Raw genomic sequence first — 19,962 nt, 5'->3', positions numbered from 1 at the left:
GGATGCTGAAGACCTTCGCCGCCTCGGCCCGGTCCCAGCTCATGGCGGAGGTCGAGGCGCGCCTTATGGCCGTGCTCTCCCCTGCAGCGACGGCGCGAGAGGAGTTCCCGGGAGCGATCAAGGTCCTGGAGGAACGCATCCGCCGTCACGGCGGTGATGCCGTCGGTCGCCAACGTGTTGCGGAGGAACAGGCCTACGTCTGGTTCAACCGGATCATTGCGCTGCGGTTCATGGACGCCAACGGCTACACCTCCCCGGCACTGGTTTCCCCGGACGGCGGCGCCACGGTGGGCCAGCCGGCGGTGCTCGCCGCCGCCAAGCGGGGCGAGTTCGACCCGCAGGTCTTCACCCGACCGGACTTGGCCGAACGCATTGCCAGCTTGCTGAACGGCGCGATCACGAGTTCCGCCCCACAGGAGGAGGCCTATGGGCTGCTTCTGAGCGCCTACTGCACGTACTGGAGCCGGACCCTGCCCTTCATGTTCGCCCCCGACGGTGATTATACCACCTTGCTTATGCCCGCGGATATGCTGGCGGACAGTTCTGTGCGCGCGCAGGCGGTCAGGGCGCTGACCGCGGAGGCGTGCCGGGATGTGGAGGTGATCGGCTGGCTGTATCAGTTCTACATTGCCGAGCGTAAGGCCGAGGTCTTCGCCGGTTTCCGAAAGCGCCAGAAGGCCGGGGCGGCGGAGATTCCAGCGGCAACACAGCTATTCACCCCGGACTGGATCGTGCGCTACCTGGTGGAGAACTCAGTGGGCCGGCTGTGGATGCTGAACCACCCGGACTCCCATCTGATCGACCAGATGGCCTATTACATTAAGCCGGCAGACGGCGAGGTCGATTTCCTGCGGATCACCGAGCCGGAGCAGCTGACGGTCATGGACCCGTGCTGCGGCTCGGGGCACATGCTCACCTACGCCTTCGACCTGCTTTACACCATCTATGAGGAGGAGGGTTACGCGCCCTCGGAGATTCCCACGCTGATCCTCACCCACAACCTGTACGGCACAGAGATTGATCCGCGCGCCGCGGCGCTGGCCGCTTTCGCCTTGATGATGAAGGCTCGTGCCCGTCAGCGTCGCTTCCTACGTAAGCATATACAGCCGCATATCCGGGTCATCGAACCGGTGGAGTTCAGCGAAGACGAGCTCAACCAGCTTGCCGGCTCGGAAGGCGGTACTCAGTCGGGCCGGTACTTCTGGCAAAGTTTCATCCACGCCGATGTGCTGGGCTCCCTCATTGCCCCCGATGCCGCTGCCCTGCCCGCCGCCAAGGAGCGGCTGGCAGCGCTCGACGCCGCTACCCTGGAGGCCGAGGATCTGCGCGCTCGCGGTGAGCAGGTCGCGGTCCAGGCGGAGTACCTGACCCGTTCCTACGCGGTGGTGGTGACGAACCCGCCGTACATGGGCGGCAGCAATATGGGTCCAGTGCTGTCCGCCTGGGTGAAGAAGCACCACACGCAGGCGAAGTCCGACCTCATGACGGTGTTCATGGAACGCGCCTATGAACTATGCTCACCAGCCGGCGTGTGGGCAATGATTAATCTACCTTCCTGGATGTTCCTTAAGTCATTCGCCCAGTTCCGCATAGATCTACTTCGACACACAACCGTTAACTCGCTCGCGCACCTGGGACGGGGAATCTTCGGATCAGATTTCGGAACTGTCGCATTCACTATAACCAACTCCCCCGCCACACACAACCACATCGGCATCTATCGACGCCTTTTCACAGCTCACGTTGAAGTCAGGTCTGTAAAGACAATTAAACAACTGTTCCTTGATCGCACACTTGGATATTACGAGCTCACACAGAAAACTCTACTCGCTCTTCCCGGCTCACCAATTGCCTACTGGCTATCGCCAGCTATGACGCGAGCCTTCACCGACGGCAAGTCGCTCGGCGAGATCGCCGAGCCTAAAGTTGGCCTGCAGACCGGCGACAATGCTCGCTTCCTGCGCCAGTGGTTCGAGGTCTCCCGCCCGCGCATCTGCTTCGACGCTGACTCCCGCGAGGCGGCCGCCGCAAGCGGCGCCAAGTGGTTCCCACACCTCAAGGGCGGCGAGTTCCGCAAGTGGTGGGGCAACCAGGACTACGTCGTCAATTGGGAGAACGATGGAACAGAGGTACAGAATTTCCGCGACGCAAATGGCAAGCAAAGGTCGCGCCCACAGAACATCGGCTCCTACTTCAAGCCAGCCATCTCATGGTCCCGCATATCAAGTGGCGAACCTGCATTTCGTATTAATTTGGAAGGATTCATCCCCAACGACGTAGCTCCGGTCATCCCGACGTCAGAGGCAGACGCTAATCGCATTCTGTCATTCCTCAACTCCAGCTGCGCACACAGGATTCTCGAATCACTGGCACCAACTGTACACTTCGAGGTCGGGCAGGTCAACGAGCTCCCTCTCACCGACGCCACCATCTCGATTCCAGGACCGACCGTTGCACAACGTTTGATTAGCTTGTTTAGAAACGACTGGAACGCCTACGAGACCTCGTGGGACTTCCAAACCTCACCACTCATTCTGCGCACCCACTCAGGGGGTTCGTTACATGATGCTCTGGAGTGCTGGTGGAAGGACTCTCTCAGCACCGCTCGTGAGGCTCAGACGCTGGAGACTGAGAATAATCGCTACTGGGCCGAGATCTACGGCTTTCAGGATGAGGTTTCCATTGAGGTCCCGCTCAGGAGGATCTCACTGACCTCCAACCCCCACTTCCGCTATGCACCCAGCAAAGGTGCGGCTCGCACCGATGATGAGTACCACCATCTTTTCGCAGGGGATGCCGTGCGCGATCTCATCTCCTACAGCGTCGGCTGCCTCTTCGGCCGCTACAGCCTCCATGCGCCCGGCCTCATACTTGCCGATCAGGGCAGCAGCATTCAGGACTTCCGTGAAGTAGTTCCCCAGCCGACCTTCGCCCCCGATGAGGATGGCGTCATCCCCATTACGTCCGGCGAGTGGTTCACGGACGACATCGTCACTCGCTTTCGGTCCTTCCTCGCAGCCGCCTTCGGCAAGGAGCACCTTGAGTCGAACCTGCGTCTGATCGAGGACTCGTTGGGCAAGTCCCTGCGACAGTACTTCGTGAAGGACTTCTACAAAGACCATTACCGCCGCTACTCCAACCGGCCAATCTACTGGATGGTCTCCTCACGCCGTGACAGCAAGGCGTCCTTCCAGGCTCTGATCTACCTTCACCGCTATACTCCGGACACACTGAACACGGTACTCGGCGACTACCTGAGGGAGTTCCAGGCGAAGCTGCGCACCGAGATCGGTCACCTGGAGCGTTCCAAGACGGCCGCCGACCAGAAGCGCGCCGACACCTACCGCAAGGCACTGACCGAGTGCGAGGACTACGAGCGGGACGTCCTGTTCCCCCTCGCATCTCGTCGTCCGTCTATCGATCTTGATGACGGAGTTCTGGTCAACTACCTCCGCTTCGGTGAAGCACTCCAGAAGATCCCCGCCATTGAGAAGAAACGCCGCGACGTCCAAACCTGGACCTGGCCCACCCACCAGCTTACCCCTGAGGATGGCGTCAAATGACCAAAGCCCTAATCCGCAAAATCGAGACAATCAACAACTACCGTATTTTTCAGAAGTGGAAGCCAGACGGTGGCGTCGAGTTCGCCCGAGTTAATCTAATCTACGGGCAAAATGGCAGCGGCAAGAGCACATTCGCGAGCCTCCTGGCAGGCTGCGCTGCGAACGCAACTGCCGAATCTGAGTCCCATAGCGATGGCAACGACGAGGCCAATGCCGGCCTGCAACTGCTTGTGACCCACGACGCAGGGAAATCCTCTTTTCAGATCGACTTAGACGATCGTGAATTTTGGGGTCGAGTACGAGTCTTCAATAGGGACTTCGTTCACAGAAGTCTTCGGTTTGAGGAACCAAACGGACCATCCCCCGAGGCGCTGCTGACCATAGGAAAAAGACTCGCAGACGCCACAGAAAAGCTCGAAGAGCTGCGCCCTCAACTTGATGAGGCACGACAGAGACTCTCTACAGCGGACACCACTTGGAAAACAACGAATGCTACTATAAATAGCCAGGCTAGCGATGTTGCAAGACGGGTAGCAACTGATCTCTCTGGCGCACCCGGCTTCAACTCGCGCAGTTATGACCGAAGAAATGTCAAGAAGCTTCTCGAGATTTTCGATAGTGACCCAACAATCTTGGCGGATGATACAACGGACCTGCTCGTTGATCGTGAACTTGCAACAGGTCATGCGATGAGGCCAGTTACCCTCCAACCTCGAGAAATCTTACTGGAACAGGATGTTCTTAACGATGTGCGTGAACTGCTATCGACAAATATCCTGAGCAACACGCTCATCATGGAGCTGGTGGGACACTCTGACCGGTCCAAGTGGGTTCAGGAAGGTATCATCCTTCACAATCACTTGGAAAAATGCCTGTTCTGCGGGCAAGAACTGACCCCTGATCGAGTCAACGACCTTAATGCGCACTTTGATGAAACTTTTAAGAAGCTCCAGACCGACATCGATGATCTCGTGAACCGCTTGGAGACTTCGAAGGAGGCGTCGAGAACCTATCTGGACGCCTTCCCTGCCCGATCCGACGTATATGAGGACTTGCAGGAGAAACTGCTGAGTTCTCGCGCAACCTACAAGACCGAACACAAGGTCTACGCCGACGCAATTCACAGTATTGTGTCAGCCTTGAAAGAGAAGAGAGAGAATCCCTTTGATGTTCCAGTACTCAGTTCGAACCTTGTGTTGACGGCTCCGAGCGTTGCCGCTCTCAACTCGGTTGTCGACATGCATCAGGCAAGGATCGATCACCATGACGCCGAGGCGATGAAGGCGGCTGAACGCGTTGAGCACTACCATGTGAGGAGCTTCTTCGATGAGTATAAGCAGTTCAAAAAGAACCTTGAGCAGCAGAGGGCGGAGCTAAATCGCCAAAGGGAAATGGTGGAGGACCTTGAACAGCAGATTACCGCCCTGGAGAACGTGGATGGCGACCCCATCCCAGGAGCCAAGGAACTCACCAAGGACCTGAGCGGCCTCTTGGGCCGCAATGAGCTGACTTTTAGTGCCCACGATTCCAAGCACTATGTCATCAAACGAGCCGATGCGCCTGCCACGCACCTCAGTGAGGGAGAACAGACTGCCATTGCCCTCTTGTACTTCCTCTCGAGTGTCAGGAAGGACAAGATCGCGGGGGAACCTCCGATCGTTATCATCGATGACCCTGTTTCCAGTTTGGACAACGAGATTCTTTTCGGCGTCTCGGCACATATTTGGTCCGAACTTGTTGTTAACACCTATGTCAGTCAGATATTTCTCATGACTCACAACTTTGAGCTCTTTCGGCAGTGGCTCATTCAACTCGAATCCCGACAGCAGCATGAAGGCTGCAACTATGCTGCATATGAGATGACACCAATGTACGCCCAACGTGGTCGCAATAAGTTCCAGCGCACCCCTCGTCTCAGTCGCTGGGAAACCGACAAGAACCGAGCCAAGGTGCTGCGCTCTGAATATCACTTCTTGTTTTCTAAGGTGGCACATGCCGTTACGGACCGACAGGAAGGAGAGACTCAAGCCGATCAGATGATGGAGCTCGCACTTATACCCAACGCCGCTCGACGCATGCTCGAAGGTTTTCTAAGTTTCCGCTGCCCCGGCAGAATTGGCTCTTTCCATGTTGCACTCGAAGAAGTTATGAACGGTGTTGAGAATCTAGATAGCACCGTTCGCACGCGAGTCGAGAAGTACCTTCACACCTATTCTCATTTCGACGGAAGCAACATTTCACAACCACTTAGACTAAACGAGGCTACAACCGTCCTTCGTTCACTGTTCCAGCTTATGTATCGCGTAGATCCAGACCACGTCTCCTCTATGTGTAAAGCACTGGATATCGAGGAACACAAGCTGTTGGATAAACTCGCACCGGCATCGTCTGAAGGACACTGACTTGTGAATGATTATCTGAGTCTCGATCAGAACGGGCGGACCACGGCTTCCGAAGGCAAGACCTTCGAGCTCAAGCGCGATCTGTCGTCGCCCGATGGTCCGCTGCGGATGATCGCCGCCTTCGCGAACTCCGCGGGTGGGTGGCTCGTCATCGGGGTCGCAGACGACGGTACGGTCGTCCGTCGGCGTCGATGACCCGCTCGCCGAGGAGGAACGCATCGCCAGCCTCATCGATGACCGGATCTCGCCCCAGCTGGTTCCTGCCATCGACCTGGTGACGATGGGAAACAAGACGGTACTCGTCGTCGACGTGCCGCTCAGCACTCGTTGCCCCCACTACATCACCCGCCTAGGTGCGGTAGCCGGCGTCTACGTGCGCCTCGGTTCCACCACGCGGCAGGCGGACTCGGCGCTCGTCGCCGAGCTCGAGCGCAATGCCCGCGGCATCGCCTTTGAAGACCTACCCGAACCACGCGCCGCATTACACGACCTGGATCCGGAGGTCCTTTCCGAGCTGCGTGGACGCACCACATCCGTTGCCGACCTGCTGGCGCTCGGCCTTGCTGTCACACAGAGCGACCAGATCGTCCCCACCAATGCGGGCATCCTCGCCGCCTGCCCCGATCCCACACGCTTCCTCCCCACCGCCTGGGTCCAGTGCGGGCGCCTGCGCGGCCCGCACGGCACCGATATCTTCGACCAGATTGAGATTCACGGTCCCATGCCCCTGGCTGTCGACCGCGCCGTGGAGTTCCTACTCAAGCACGCCTACAAGACGGCGGTTTTCGGCGAAGTGCGGCGCCGCGACGTCTACTCGATCCCCATCGAGCCAATCCGCGAAGTGATCGTCAACGCCCTGGTACATGCCTCTTACGTGGAACGCGGCACGCCCATCAGGATCGGCTTTTACGACGATCGCATTCAAGTGGACAGCCCGGGGTTGCTGCTGCCGGATATGACCATCGACACCATGCGGCGCGTGTCCCGCCTGCGCAATCCCGCCCTTGCGCGCATCTCTTCCGCGAAGCTAGGATCGTGGAGCAGTGGGGCACCGGCGTCCAGTGCGTCTTCGAGCAGGTGGCCGAAACCGGTCTTCCTGAGCCCATCATCGAAGAGGTGCAGGACCGGGCGAGAGTGACGATCTACGCGCCTAGCCACGACCCGCAGCAGGCGGCCGCCGCGCATGCTGGGTCGCACGAAGCACGCAGCACCCGCGAACCGGAGGGCGGGGAGCAGAAGCCGGAGGGACATACCTATTTAGAACATACCTACATACATAGCGATGATGATAGATATGACGGTAGGTATGGTGTGGTCATGATGAGAGCAGCAGCTAATGGTCCGGTTCACAGGAACACCCTCCTGGAAGCCGCTGGTCTCAGGCCCCTGTCACAGACCTACTCACGCCACGTGGTTCCGCTGCTGAATCGCGGGCTACTTGCCATGACGGTACCGGACAAGCCCCGTAGCAAACCACAGCGGTACATCCTGACGGACGGGGGTCGCGCCTACCTGCGCCACCTCACGGAGGGCTCCAAATGAACGCCATGTCAGTCATCCAGCGCCAACTCCGCGAGCGCTTCAACCGCCCCGGTGAAGCCGGACGGATCGTCATCTGGTCGGACCCCGAAGGCAGGTACGCCGACTCGCTGAATGATCTTTCCCTCCCGGACGTCGCCGTGCTGCGGGTCGAGGACAACGAGTTCGCCGTTAAGCGCCGGGTCCTGCTGGCCGAGCCGAAGCGCAAGTTCCTGCTCTACCGCCACCGCCAGCCGGATACCCCGGAGACCGTAACCGACAACTGGCTCAAGGACATGGAGCTCGCTTACGGGACTTTCACCGCGGACCACGATTCGCTCCTGGTGCAGGAGCTCGGTGGCGGACCTGCGCTGCGCAGCGTCGTCGGCCAGTACCCGCATTTCTTCGACAGCGCACGACGCCGCGAGGCACTCAAGGCCCGCCTGCGCCCGAACGACGATGCTGCCGCCATCACCGCCTCCATGGCCGCCGTCGTGCTGGGCACCGAGGAGCGCTCGCTGGAGGCGCTCTGGCGGGCACTGCTGATGGAGAACGCAGAAGGGAAGTCCACCGGCATCGATGCGATCACCCGTCTGGGACTCGACGAGTTTCATTGGGAGGGGACACGCAGCATCTACGGTTACGCCCCCGAGGAAGAGCCCAGCGTCGATGACTTCGTGGGGTGGTTGTTCAACCGGGCGTGGGAGCAGTTCTCCCCCACCCGCACAGACTTGGGCACCGAACAGTACGCCAACATCCGCCGTGACTTCAGCACTTGGCACAACGACTTCCGGTTCATTCACACCTACCGAGTCCTGGCTGAGCGTGCAGCAGAACTGCTGGGCATTGCCGAGCGCGTGGCCGGCTTCGACCTGCCCGAGCTGCTAGGCCGGAGGACGTTTCCTCTGGTGGACCAGGAACTCGTCCGGCGCCTGGCACAGCGGGTACAAGAGCGCAGTTTGACGGACAAGGAAGTACAGGAGGCCGTGCAGAGCCGTGCCGCGTTGCCGTGGTACGGCGAGTTCAAGCCCGGTTACGAGGCCGTCAGCGCGGCGTCAACCCTGCTGACTCGTATCGGCTCCGGCTCCTGGAACATGCCCTCCCTGCAGGACGCCTTCGACCGCTATACCCAGCAGTGGTTCATCATCGACCAGGCCTATCGGCAGTTCAATCGATACATCGACCTCTACGAGCCGGACTCCGCCCTCGACACACTGAAGACGGTGGTAGAAACTGCTTACATCACGGACTTCCTCACGCCGCTCGGGCAGGTGTGGCGCAGGCATGTCGAGGGCTTGGAACAGTGGGAGATTAACTCAATTCCTTCTGCCACGTCTTTCTTCACTGATCAGGTCAGCAGGCCTTGGCTGGACAAGGGCAAGAAGATCGTCATCATCATCTCCGACGCACTGCGCTATGAGGTGGGCGAGGAGCTGGCACGACGTATCAGCCAGGAGGACCGCTTCACGGCACGACTGTCAGCCATGCTTTCGGTGCTGCCCTCCTACACTCAGCTCGGTATGGCGGCACTACTGCCGCATGCGTCTCTTGCCTTCGCCGATGACGGGTCGGTAGAGGTGGACGGTACTCCCAGCGCAGGAACCGAGAACCGCGCCAGGCTGCTCACGCCAGTGGGAGGCTCAGCGATCCAGGCCAATGTGCTCTTCAGCATGAAGCCCGGTAAAACCCGTGAGCTAATCAAGAGCCACCAGCTGCTCTACGTCTACCACAACCAGATCGACACCACCGGGGACAAGCAGCCCACAGAGCCAGACACCTTCCGTGCCTGCGAGGACGCCATCAAGAATCTGGTCAGGCTGGTAAAGAAGCTGGCGAACGCCAACGTCAACAACATCCTCATCACCGCCGATCACGGTTTCCTCTACCAGGACAGCCGATTGCAGAAGCAGGACTACCTGTCGGTAAAGCCGCACGGCGACGCACTGCTGCAAGTGAACCACCGCTTCGTACTGGGACGCGGCCTCAAGAGGGACGCCGCATTCATCACCTTTTCCCCCCACCAACTCCGGATGTCCGGGGACATCGAGGCTCAGGTGCCCGGATCCATCCACCGCATCCGCACCACGGGTTCCGGCACGCGTTTCGTCCACGGCGGCGCGTCTCTCCAGGAGGTTGTGGTACCTGTCATTGCCGTTAACAAGCGGCGTTCCTCGGACACTTACCAGACCCCCGTCAAGATTGTCACCGAAACTGACAAGATCACCACAGGGCAGATCACCGTCATGCTGTTCCAACAGGAGCCGGTCAGCGAGAAGGTCAAGTCACGCCGTTTGATCGCGGGCCTGTACGCGGGCGACACACTGATCTCCGACGAGGTCACGGTGGACTGCTCACAGGTCTCCCCAGAAACCAGGGATCGGTTCTTCCCGCTCACGCTGGCGCTGAGTAAGGATGCGGATGCCTTCAACGGCAAGACCATCGAACTACGGTTGTACGAACCGGTCGGCTCGCAGCGCCGTCCCTATAGCGAAAAGGCCCGTTTCACCCTGTCACGCACCTTCACCAGCGACTTCGGTGCGGACTTCGACTTCTAGGATGCCTGTATGACCACCCCGGAACCCACCCAGTTGGAGCCGACCGACCAGGTACAGTGCCCACCCCCCACGCCACTGGACCGCAAAATCGCAGCGGCTTTCCCCGGCGTTGTCGTCCGCAAGGACCTCGTCAAGGCCGTCAAGGGCAACGCTATTGTGCCCACCTATGTGCTGGAGTACCTGTTAGGCCAGTACGCGGCCACGGACGATGACGCCACCATCCGCTCCGGCATCGAGCAGGTCCGAACCATCCTCCGGGACCACTACGTACACCGGGGTGATAACCGCCTCATCCAGTCGCATATCCGGGAGAAGGGCCGCCACCGCGTCATTGACAAGGTCTCCGTCTCCCTCAATGAGAAGCTGGATATCTATGAGGCCGAGTTCTCCAACCTGGGTATCAGTAGGGTGGAGGTCAGTGCAGAGACAGTGCGTCAGCATCCTAAGCTCCTGACCGGTGGGGTCTGGTGCATCTGCGATATCGTCTACGCCTACTCGGGCAATTCGAAAGACGTTCCCTGGCGGCTTCACTCGCTCAAGCCCATCCAGCTCTCACGCCTGGACCTGGAGTCCTATACTCGTACCCGGGAGCAATTCGGCACCGAGGAGTGGATCGACCTGCTCGTCCAGTCCATCGGTTTCAACCCCGCCATGTTCGGCCCCAGGGCTAAACTCCTCCACCTGGTGCGGCTGATTCCCTTCGTTGAGCGAAACTACAACTTGATAGAGCTCGGTCCCAAGGGGACCGGCAAGTCGCACATCTATTCTGAGTTCTCACCCCACGGCATGCTGATCTCCGGGGGTGAGGTGACCGTCCCGAAACTCTTCGTGAACAACGCCTCTGGAAGAATCGGCCTGGTCGGCTACTGGGACTGCGTCGCCTTCGACGAGTTCGCCGGCAAGAAGAAGCGTGCCGACCGTGCACTCGTCGACATCATGAAGAACTATATGGCCAACAAGTCCTTCTCCCGCGGTGTTGAGACGCTCGGTGCAGAGGCCTCAATGGTGTTCGTTGGCAACACCTCCCACACCGTGCCCTACATGCTCAAAAACTCCGACCTGTTTGAGGAGCTGCCCGAGCAGTACCACGATCCTGCCTTCCTGGACCGTATCCACTGCTATGTGCCCGGATGGGAGTTCGAGCAGATCCGCGGCGGGATGTTCTCCAGCGGCTACGGGTTCGTCGTCGACTACCTGGCCGAGGTTCTCCGTTCCTTGCGCGACATCGACTATTCCGACCGATACCAGCGTCATTTCGCACTGTCGGACGACCTGTCCACTCGTGATCGGGATGGCATCAATAAGACCTTCTCTGGCCTGATGAAGCTTATCCACCCCTCCGGGCAGGCCAGCCCCGATGAGATCGGTGCCCAGCTACGGATCGCGCTCGAAGGGCGTAAGCGCGTCAAGGATCAGCTCATCCGCATCGATGACACCATGACGGCGGTCAACTTCGAGTACACCCACGCGGGACAGACCCATACGGTGACCACTCTGGAGGAGGATGAGTATCCGGAGCTGTACCACCCGGGCACCGAAGCAGATGATGCCCGTTCCGAATCCACCGACAAGGCCGCACCGGCCAGCGACGCCCACGGCACCGTTGAAGTGGCTCTCAAACGGCAAGGCTCGGGATCGGAATTGAAAGAGCAGCGTCTCGAGTTCGCCGAAGGCAGGCGCGGTTTCACCTACGACCGCTATATTGGCCCGTACTTGCGCGGAGCTACCCGCATCGACGTCGTCGACCCGTACATCCGCCGGTCCCACCAGGCACGCAACCTGATGGAACTCATTGAGACCATCGCCAAGTGCACCGATACCACGAGGGAAATCACCGCCCGCCTGACCACCAAGCGCGATAAGGATCCGATCTACGCGACCAGACAGCAGGAGACCCTGGAGACGATCCGCACCAACTCGGCCATCGCCGGCATCAGCTTCGAGTATTCATTCGATGACACGATCCATGACCGCTCGATCACCACCGACACGGATTGGATCATCATGCTAGGACGCGGGCTGGACGTATTCCAGCCTTTCGACACCGACTGGCTCGACCTGCGCCTGCGCCAGCAGTACTTCCGCCAAGTCAGGGAGTTCACGATTGCCTACATGCGCAAGAAGTAGCCCGGCACCTCAGCCATGCTGGTCACCTGGAACTCGGTGTGGGTGACCTCCGGGTGGAGACACGCAAGAAGGGCAACGGGGGCCTCATGGAGGAACTGGCGTCATGGAATGCCCCGTCGTCATGCGGCAGGCGCACTCAGCGGACGAGCATGGCGAGAGTTCCGGCGACGAGGAGCGCGAGGCCCGTGAGGTAGCGCCTGGTGATGGGCTCGTGCAGCACGAGCGCCGAGAAGGCGACGGTGACCAGGACGCTCAGCTTGTCGATGGGCACCACCACGCTGGCGGGGCCGTCCTGAAGGGCGCGGTAGTAGCACAGCCAGGAGGCGCAGGTCGCGGCTCCGGAGGCGAGCACGTAGCCGAGCTCCCTGCGCGGCACCGCCCGCGTCTCGCGCATCCTCCCGGTCACCAGAACCATGGCCCAGGCCATGACCAGAACCACTGCCGTGCGGATCGCCGTGCCCAGGTTCGATTCCACCCCGGTGATTCCGGCCTTGCCGAGAATCGCCGTCAGCGCCGCGAAGAACGCCGATCCGAGGGCGTACAGCAGCCAGCTGCCACCGGCGCGCACGGACCGGGGAAGACGGCGCACATCCTCGGCGTCGAGCATGAGGAAGGTACCTCCCGTGATCAGTGCCACACCGACGGCGCCGACAACTCCGATCCGCTCCCCCAAGAGCAGGAGCGCCATGACGACGGTCAGCACCGTGCTCAGCTTGTCGATGGGCACGACCCTGCTCACGCTGCCCAGCTGAAGGGCCCTGAAGTAGCACAGCCACGAGGCGCCCGTGGCCAGGCCGGAGAGCACCAGCAGCACCGTGCTACGGGGGTCGATATGGGCGAGCCCCCTCTGAGAGCCGACGATGAGGACCATCCCCCAGGCGCCGGCCAGCACCACGAGAGTGCGCAGGGCGGTCGCGACCGTGGAGTCGGTGGTGCGGATCCCCTCCTTGGCCAGCACAGCGGTCGCCCCGGCGAAGAGTGCGGCACCACTTGCGAAGACGATCCACATAAGGCGATCCTAATGTCCGTCAGCCGCCCGAGACAGGCCCCGGGAGGAGGGACGAAGTCCCCCTACCGGGTCCGGCGCGGCACGGTCAGGGCGGCGATGGTGAGGACCGCGAGACCGGCGGCCGCCAGGAGGCCCACGTCCGCGGCGAAGTCAGCCGTGGGCGTCGTGCTCACGGTGAGCTCGCCGACGGCGTCCACGGCCCAGCTCATCGGCAGGACGTTGCTGCACAGCTCGAGGGCGCGGGGAAGCTGGTCGCGGGCGACGAGCAGCCCGCACAGGAAGATCTGCGGGCCGATGACCACGGGCATGAACTGGACGGCCTGGAACTCGGTGCGGGCGAACGCCGAGACGAACAGTCCCATGGCGACGCCGAGGAAGGCGTCGATGAGTGCCGTCAGGATGACCCAGGCCCAGGAGGCGGCGATCGCGACGTCGAGGAACCAGGCGGCCACCGCGCACAGGATGAGGGACTGGCCCACGGCGATGGCCGTGAAGGCGGTGGCGTAGCCGAGAAGGAGATCGGCTCGGTGCAGGGGCGTTGTCCACAGGCGCTCCAGCGTCCCGGAGCCGCGCTCGCGCAGCATGGTGACGCTCGTGACGAGGAACATGACGATCATGGGGAGCATCGCCATCATGGAGACGGCGACGTGATTGAACAGCGCCGCGGCGCCGGGGTAGTCGCGGTAGACGAAGTACAGCAGGGTGAGCAGGGCCGTGGGCACGGCCAGAATGAGCGCGAGCGTGCGCCGGTCGGCGACCAGCTGCGCCAGCACGCGACGGACGGTGGCCGCGTAGGTGCGGGCGTTCATCGGACGGGGTCCTCCTCGGTCTTGCGGATGACGGCGAGGAAGGCCTCGTCGAGGGTCGCGGCCCCGGTGCGCTCCAGGAGCGCGGGGGCGGTGGTGGTGGCCAGCAGGCTCCCGTCCCGCATGAGCAGGACGGAGTCGCAGCGGAAGGCCTCGTCCATGACGTGGCTGGAGACCACGAGGGTGATGCCCCGTTCGGCCAGGGAGTGGAAGGTGGCCCACAGGTCCTCGCGGGTCAGGGGGTCGAGGCCGACGGTGGGCTCGTCGAGGACGAGGACCTCGGGACCGGCGACCAGGGCGCAGGCCAGGGAGACCCGGTTGGCCTCGCCGCCGGAGTATGTGCCGACCACGCGGTCGGCCATGGGCGTCAGGCCCACCGTCTCCAGGACCTCATCGATATTGCGGGCTCGGGTCCCGGCCAGTGCGGCGAAGTAGCGCAGGTTCTGGCGGGCGGTGAGGTCCTTGTAGACGGCGGCCTCCTGGGTGACGTAGCCGACGCGGTCCCGAACAGCGGGCGCGCCGGGGTCGGCGCCGAGGACGCGGACCTCGCCGTCGTAGCGCTGAACACCGACGAGGACTCGCATGAGCGTGGTCTTGCCGCATCCGGAGGGACCGAGGAGACCGGTGATGGTGCCGGTGGGCAGGTCGAAGGACAGCCCGTGGAGGATCGGGCGGCCGCCGCGCCTCACGCGCAGCCCGCAGACGTGAACCGCCGCGGGCGAGGCGGACGAGGACGAGTCGGAGGACGGGGGAACGGACGCGCATCCGTCCGAGGCCCCCTCGCCCCCCGGAGCCGACGCGGTGGCGGGCGGGGACGCGCCCAGGTTTTTCATCATATGATGAATATATGGCGTGGAGCGCCGCCCCTTCAAGAGCGGTGCTCACGGGCACCGTCTCGCAGCGGGCTCAGCGGGTCAGGTCGCCGGTCATGTAGCGCTGGATGGTCGGCCCGACGGCGGCCGCCAGCGCGTCCGCGTCCGCGGCGCGAACGGCCTCCAGCCGCGAGACCCACCGCGCCATTCCCAGGCCGATCAGCTGACTGGCGACCAGCTGCGCCCGCAGGTCCGCCCGATCGGGGGCTATGCGCGCCACCACCGGGGTCACCAGGCCCGCGACGATCATGTCGCGGACTCGCGCCGCGACCGCGCCGTCCTCGAGCACGACGCGGACGGTCGCGGCGAATCGCTCCCCCTCCGCATCCCACTCATCCCACTGGGTGACGAACACCCGGACCAGGGCCTCGCCCTGCCTGGAGTCGGGAAGATTGAGCACGCCGTCGATCAGTACGGAGGCATCCAGCTCGCGCCCCTCCGGCGTGGCCAGGACGGCGGCGGTGAAGAGTCGGGCGCGCTCGGGGAAGTAGTGGTGCACGAGGGCGGGATCCACACCGGCATCGCGGGCGATGCCGCGCAGGGAGGTCCGGTAGCCGTCGCGGGCGAAGGCCGTGCGCGCCGCGGTGAGGATCGCCTCGCGCGCGTCCGGGCTGCCCGCGGGCCGGCGTCCGCGCGGGGTCATCCCACGGGGCCCGACCGGCGGGAGGAGAGGGCCGCCGCGATCGGCCGCGTTGTCATGGCCGTCGTCATAGTCATGGCAGTCATCGCAGCCGTCACGGCGTCGGGGGCATGCCGGGGACCTCGGACAGCTCCGGGCGACGCTGGCGCCGCTGCGCGAGGAGCATGAGGGCGAGCTGCGGGCCGGTCACCTCGAGGAAGTCCGCGCTGATCGGGCCGACGGGCGTGACGCCCCGATTGACCCGATTCAGCCACCGGGACATCAGCCCCATGTGGTCCCACGCCCATCGCTCGTCCGCCCAGAAGACCGCCACGAGGTCATTGAGCATCACCCGCATCGGCCGGAAGCCGAGCGTCTGCTCCCATGGGATGAAGCCGATCGACAGCCCCGAGGTGTTGTCCCAGATGCCCTGGTCGTCGACGATCAGGGCCGGGCGGGCCAGTGTGCGCAGGCTCAGGAAGGCGAAGAAGCCGAAGACGACAACCCCCAGGAGCCCTGCCACCACGAAGACCACGGCCTGGGCGTCGAGGGACCTCGACGCCAGGCCGATGACGATCAGCACGAGGCTGATGAGCACGAAGCCGGCCGACCCGACGATCTGGAAGATCGATCGCGCCTTCTTGCGGGGCAGACGAAGCGCAGGGAGATTCGACATGGCCGCATCCTAGCCTCCGTCCCGCATGCCCCGGGGCCCTTCGCCGCGGGCTACGACGATTGAGTGTCGTACGCGCTCCGTCCCGCATGCCCCGGGGCCCTTCCCGCACTACGTCTCACAGTGATGAGACCAAAGGCTCCACCCGCACCCCGGGACCGTCCTGCGACTAGAGTGACCGTCGATGTCGTCCCTAGCCCAGGTGCGCAGGAGGTGCCCTGCATGGATACACTCGCCCTTCAGTCTGTGCGATGGCGGGCGGTCGGCCTGTTCGTCGCGGTCGCCATGGGGGCCGCCTTCGCGCTGGACGCGGTCTGCGCCCTGACGGGCGGCCTGGGCACGCCCTTGTCCTATGCGCTCCTCACCGTTCGCATGTTCTCCCCCGCTCTGGCCTCGTGGGTGGTCTGCCGCTTCGTCACCGGAGAGCCCTGGCTGCGGGCCGTCGGGCTCCGGCGGCCTGCGCCGGGCGGCCGGGGCCGGGTTCTGACGTCGGCGCTGATCGGAGCCGCGCTGGTCGTGGCCGTCAGCGCCGCCTGCCTGGCGGTGGCGGTCGCCGCCGGGTGGATGCGGCCGGACTGGACCCTGCCCGGGCTGATGGCGAGGATCTCGGCGTTGAACACGAACTCCTCGAAGCCGCTTCCGCCCGCGGGCGTCCTCCTGGCCCTCCTCCCGATCGAGTCCCTTGTGGCCGGCTGCACGATCAATGCCGCTGTGGCGCTCGGTGAGGAGACCGGGTGGAGGGGCTGGCTCCTGTCCGCGCTGGCTCCGCTCGGTGCGACGCGCGCCGTGCTGCTCACCGGGGTCGTGTGGGGACTGTGGCATGCGCCCCTGATCGCCATGGGGTACGAGTACAACAATCAGATCCCGCCGCTACCCGGCATCGCCCTGTTCACCGTCTGCTGCGTGGCCTTCGGCTGCGTGCTGGCGTGGCTGCGGACGAGGTCGGGGAGCGTCCTGCCGGCGGCCGTCGCCCACGGGACGCTCAACGCCTACGGAACCATGCCCCTCGTCCTGGTCGCCGTGGGCGATTCCTGGAACCCGGTCACCTCCAGCATCGTGGGCATTCCCGCTATCGTCATGTTCGCGGTGGTGGCCGTGGCGCTGCTGGGCGGTCATCGCATCGTCGTGAGGGCCGGCGAGGACTGAGGCGGGAGCGGAGCGGTGCGCTCCGCCCGATCACCCGTCGTTCGACACGGTGCGCATCCGGCCCGTGCTGACGTATCCGATGCAGACCATGATCAGCGTCAGGGAGAGAACGACGAGGAGTCCGCTCGTCACCCACTCGCCGTTGGCGGCGGACCTCAGGAAATGCAGCTGGTAGGTCAACGGGTTCAGTCGTGCTACGGCGCGCAGGAACACCGGAACCTGATCCAGCGAGTACAGCGTGGGAGCGCTGAACATCAAGGGCGTCAGCATCATCGCCACAACGAAGTCACGGGTCCTGTAGGACCTGATGATCGCGGTCAGCACGCAGCCCAGCGCGGACCAGAAGAGGCCGCACAGCAGCATCCCCCCTCCCGCGTAGTACCCCAGCCGCGGCACCCCGGAGCTGAGCTTGAGGCCGCCCAGTGACCACTTGCGCTCGAGTGTCCAGCGGTAGATGACCTGCGTCATCATCCGCACGTACTGAATGCCGATCACGCCGATGGTCAGAAAACCGACGAGATCGACATCCACGCCGCCTCCGCGGGACGACAGGGCGGTGACGACGAATGCGCTGTAGAAAACGGGCTCGGCGATCAACCGCGCGAAGCCCCCGGGAGTGAGAAGGTCCGCGGCCTTGATCTCGAACTCCGCGGTGAGGACGGCGCCCCTCAGAACGTTGGTCATCACGAATTCTCCTCATCTGCGGCAGCGGATCGAGCGTAAGCCGTGCGAATGGCGCCGTTCAGGGTCGCACTGCTTCTGGTCATGTCGAGCACGTCGGCGCCGGACACCACCCGGGCCAGCAGGTCCCCGATCGGTTCGCCTCGGCCGATGCGCATCTCCAGCGTCGCTCCGTCGGCACGTGCGACGACGTCGCCCAGCGCTCGACGCAGCTCCCCGTCCGCGGGCCGGCGCAGGGTGAGCACGACGGTGTCCTGCGGCACGAAGTGCGTGAGGAACTCCTCCTGCCCGCCGTCGAAGACGATGCGCCCCCCCGTCGAGCAGCGTGACGTCGTGCATATCCCCGCCCAGGACGTCGAGCTCGTGCGAGCTGACTAGCACGCTCGCTCCGGCGTCGGCGCGCTCGCGCAGCCGACTCATCAGACTCTCCTTGGCGAGCGCGTCGAGACCGACGAAGGGCTCGTCCAGGACGTAGACGTCCGGCGCGTAGGCGAGGGTGCGGGCGATCATGAGGCGCTGCTGCTCGCCGCCGGACAGCTCCTCGGGCCCCTCGTCGCCTTGTCGCTCAGCTCGACGGCCGCCAGAGCATCGGACGCCGCCGCCCTGGCCTCCCGGCCGCTGAGACCGCGGAGCCGGGCTCCGAGCAGCACGTTGTCCTGAACGTTCAGGAACCAGTCGATGACGAGCTTCTGCGCGCACCACCCGATTCTGACGCCGGGGGCGCGCTCCACGGTGCCCGCGCTGATCGGCAGGAGGCCGAGCAGGCAGTGCATCAGCGTCGACTTGCCGGCACCGTTCCGGCCGAGCAGCCCACGAATCCGGCCGCGTTCCACCGTCAGATCGACGCCCCGGAGAACGGGGTCCGCACGGCCCGGATAGGCGACCGCCAAGGATTCCATCGTCACATAGTCGGATTGGTCGGACACAATCGCGTTCTCCTTAATCGGAACATGAATGGATCAATTGTCCGCCGAAATATTTGCACCAGGCTTGTCCGAGAACGTGCAGTCGGCCGGTTGGGTCCCCTTCAAGGGCGACGAGGTCGAGTGACCGGAGTGCAGGACGCTACTCAGGCCAGTGACGCGCCGCTGGAGCCGGGGCACCGCGCCGCTCCGAGCCCCCGGCACGGGCGCCCCATGGAGGCGCAGCGGCCGAACGGCGGCGCGGCGCCTCAGCTGCGGGCCCGGGCGCCGCCGAGCCGGTGCCTGCGCCAGTAGCCGACCAGCCCGACCGTCAGGGCGATGGGCCACAGCAGCATGGGCGCATAGCACAGGGAGAAGACGGTGCGCTGGCCGACGCTCATGCCCTCGATGGGCGTCCAGGACGGCGGCTCGCTCAGGAGGGCCAGTCCGAAGAGGAGGGCGACCGGGTAGATGATGAGGTAGAGCAGCAGGTTCCCCGCTCCGCCCAGGAGGAGGGGCAGCGTACGGGGGATCGTCCTCCCACCCGCGGCCGGCACCCATCGCGGGGCCCTCTCGCCCCACGACTGGCACAGTCCCAGGCAGAGCAGCCCGGCGCCGACCTGGAGGAGCTCCAGGGTCACGACGTAGGCCGTCCCCTCCGCGCTGCCGCGGTAGAGGTCCGCCCGACCGAAGCCCGCATCCGCCCCGGTCATCATGGCCACTCGCCAAGCCGCCGACGGCAGCGCGCACAGGCACGCCGTCCAGCACGCGGCCCTGGCCCACGGCTGGACCGGCGGAGAAGCCGGCCCCGGAACGAGCGGAGGAACAGCTTCAAAGGCCATACTCGAAAACTAGTCGGGCGCCGCCGCCGCGACAAGCAGGACCGACGAATTCAGCAGTGCCCTCACATGTCCTCGCATGCCCTCACGCACACTCGAATACGACGAGACCCGCGGTACCGGGTTGTCTCCCCGGCCCGCGGGCCCTTGTCATCGAGGGGCTCCGCTCCCGTGTTCCCGAATCGGGGGAACTCCCTCCTTCGCCGGAACGATCGACCCGGGGCTCCCTTAAACCCCGAGCCACCTCGGA

General features: G+C 63.7%; 15 protein-coding genes and 1 pseudogene. 7 read left to right on the top strand and 9 right to left on the bottom strand.

The genetic code is table 11. The features are described 5' to 3' along the window. Nucleotides 1-2 precede the first annotated feature (2 nt). The 6 genes from pglX to brxL all read left to right on the top strand — a co-directional run bounded on the left by pglX (nt 3) and on the right by brxL (nt 12,165). Nucleotides 3-3,563: a BREX-1 system adenine-specific DNA-methyltransferase PglX gene (pglX, locus tag G448_RS0104035; protein ID WP_034494252.1), complete on the top strand. Its 3,561-nt coding sequence runs from the start codon at nt 3-5 to the stop codon at nt 3,561-3,563. Next, entirely contained in the window at nt 3,560-5,965 is a 2,406-nt protein-coding gene (locus tag G448_RS17345; protein ID WP_084436314.1) for an AAA family ATPase, read from the top strand. The genes pglX and G448_RS17345 overlap by 4 nt, the downstream gene beginning before the upstream one ends. Before the next feature lie 136 nt (nt 5,966-6,101). Then, entirely contained in the window at nt 6,102-7,103 is a 1,002-nt protein-coding gene (locus G448_RS14995) for an ATP-binding protein (protein WP_245572171.1), read from the top strand. Further along, on the top strand, nt 7,001-7,507 hold the full coding sequence (locus tag G448_RS19090; RefSeq protein ID WP_342663524.1) for a Fic family protein: 507 nt from the start codon (nt 7,001-7,003) through the stop codon (nt 7,505-7,507). The genes G448_RS14995 and G448_RS19090 overlap by 103 nt, the downstream gene beginning before the upstream one ends. Further along, nucleotides 7,504-10,038 carry a BREX-1 system phosphatase PglZ type A gene (gene pglZ, locus G448_RS0104020; RefSeq protein ID WP_026406947.1) on the top strand — a complete coding sequence of 845 codons (2,535 nt, stop codon included), beginning with the start codon at nt 7,504-7,506 and terminating at the stop codon, nt 10,036-10,038. Before G448_RS19090 ends, pglZ begins: the two co-directional genes overlap by 4 nt. Nucleotides 10,039-10,047: 9 nt before the next feature. Further along, a complete protein-coding gene (gene brxL / locus G448_RS0104015) occupies nt 10,048-12,165 on the top strand; it encodes a BREX system Lon protease-like protein BrxL (RefSeq protein ID WP_026406946.1) in 2,118 nt (705 codons plus the stop codon). Nucleotides 12,166-12,301: 136 nt separating this feature from the next. Here brxL and G448_RS0104010 read toward each other — a convergent pair whose 3' ends face one another. From G448_RS0104010 to G448_RS0103990, 5 genes are all read right to left on the bottom strand, one after another. After that, nucleotides 12,302-13,174: an EamA family transporter gene (locus G448_RS0104010; protein ID WP_026406945.1), complete on the bottom strand. Its 873-nt coding sequence runs from the start codon at nt 13,172-13,174 to the stop codon at nt 12,302-12,304. Between the two features lie 62 nt (nt 13,175-13,236). Next, nucleotides 13,237-13,983 carry an ABC transporter permease gene (locus tag G448_RS0104005; protein ID WP_026406944.1) on the bottom strand — a complete coding sequence of 249 codons (747 nt, stop codon included), beginning with the start codon at nt 13,981-13,983 and terminating at the stop codon, nt 13,237-13,239. After that, nucleotides 13,980-14,816, bottom strand: coding sequence for an ABC transporter ATP-binding protein (locus G448_RS0104000; RefSeq protein ID WP_084436312.1), 837 nt, complete (start codon nt 14,814-14,816; stop codon nt 13,980-13,982). Before G448_RS0104000 ends, G448_RS0104005 begins: the two co-directional genes overlap by 4 nt. Before the next feature lie 70 nt (nt 14,817-14,886). Further along, nucleotides 14,887-15,495 (bottom strand): TetR/AcrR family transcriptional regulator, encoded by a 609-nt coding sequence (locus G448_RS0103995; RefSeq protein WP_026406942.1) that lies wholly within the window; start codon nt 15,493-15,495, stop codon nt 14,887-14,889. 91 nt (nt 15,496-15,586) lie between these two features. Continuing rightward, a complete protein-coding gene (locus G448_RS0103990; protein WP_026406941.1) occupies nt 15,587-16,147 on the bottom strand; it encodes an STM3941 family protein in 561 nt (186 codons plus the stop codon). Between the two features lie 219 nt (nt 16,148-16,366). Between G448_RS0103990 and G448_RS0103985 the strand changes: the two genes are divergently transcribed. Further along, on the top strand, nt 16,367-17,290 hold the full coding sequence (locus G448_RS0103985) for a CPBP family intramembrane glutamic endopeptidase (protein ID WP_026406940.1): 924 nt from the start codon (nt 16,367-16,369) through the stop codon (nt 17,288-17,290). 30 nt (nt 17,291-17,320) lie between these two features. Here the strand turns inward: G448_RS0103985 and G448_RS0103980 are convergent, their stop codons facing one another. From G448_RS0103980 to G448_RS0103960, 4 genes and pseudogenes are all read right to left on the bottom strand, one after another. Beyond that, on the bottom strand, nt 17,321-17,974 hold the full coding sequence (locus G448_RS0103980; protein WP_026406939.1) for an ABC transporter permease: 654 nt from the start codon (nt 17,972-17,974) through the stop codon (nt 17,321-17,323). Then, nucleotides 17,974-18,234: a hypothetical protein gene (locus G448_RS18000; RefSeq protein ID WP_026406938.1), complete on the bottom strand. Its 261-nt coding sequence runs from the start codon at nt 18,232-18,234 to the stop codon at nt 17,974-17,976. Before G448_RS18000 ends, G448_RS0103980 begins: the two co-directional genes overlap by 1 nt. Before the next feature lie 250 nt (nt 18,235-18,484). Next, nucleotides 18,485-18,870, bottom strand: a pseudogene (locus G448_RS0103965) (ATP-binding cassette domain-containing protein); the annotation flags it as partial. Between the two features lie 272 nt (nt 18,871-19,142). Continuing rightward, a complete protein-coding gene (locus G448_RS0103960) occupies nt 19,143-19,715 on the bottom strand; it encodes a hypothetical protein (protein ID WP_245572170.1) in 573 nt (190 codons plus the stop codon). Nucleotides 19,716-19,962: the final 247 nt, after the last annotated feature.

The organism is Actinomyces gerencseriae DSM 6844 (genome assembly GCF_000429265.1).
Taxonomy (GTDB): Bacteria; Actinomycetota; Actinomycetes; order Actinomycetales; family Actinomycetaceae; genus Actinomyces; species Actinomyces gerencseriae.
Note: the sequence above shows the minus strand (reverse complement) of the source record. Positions and strands in the feature narration are given on the sequence as shown.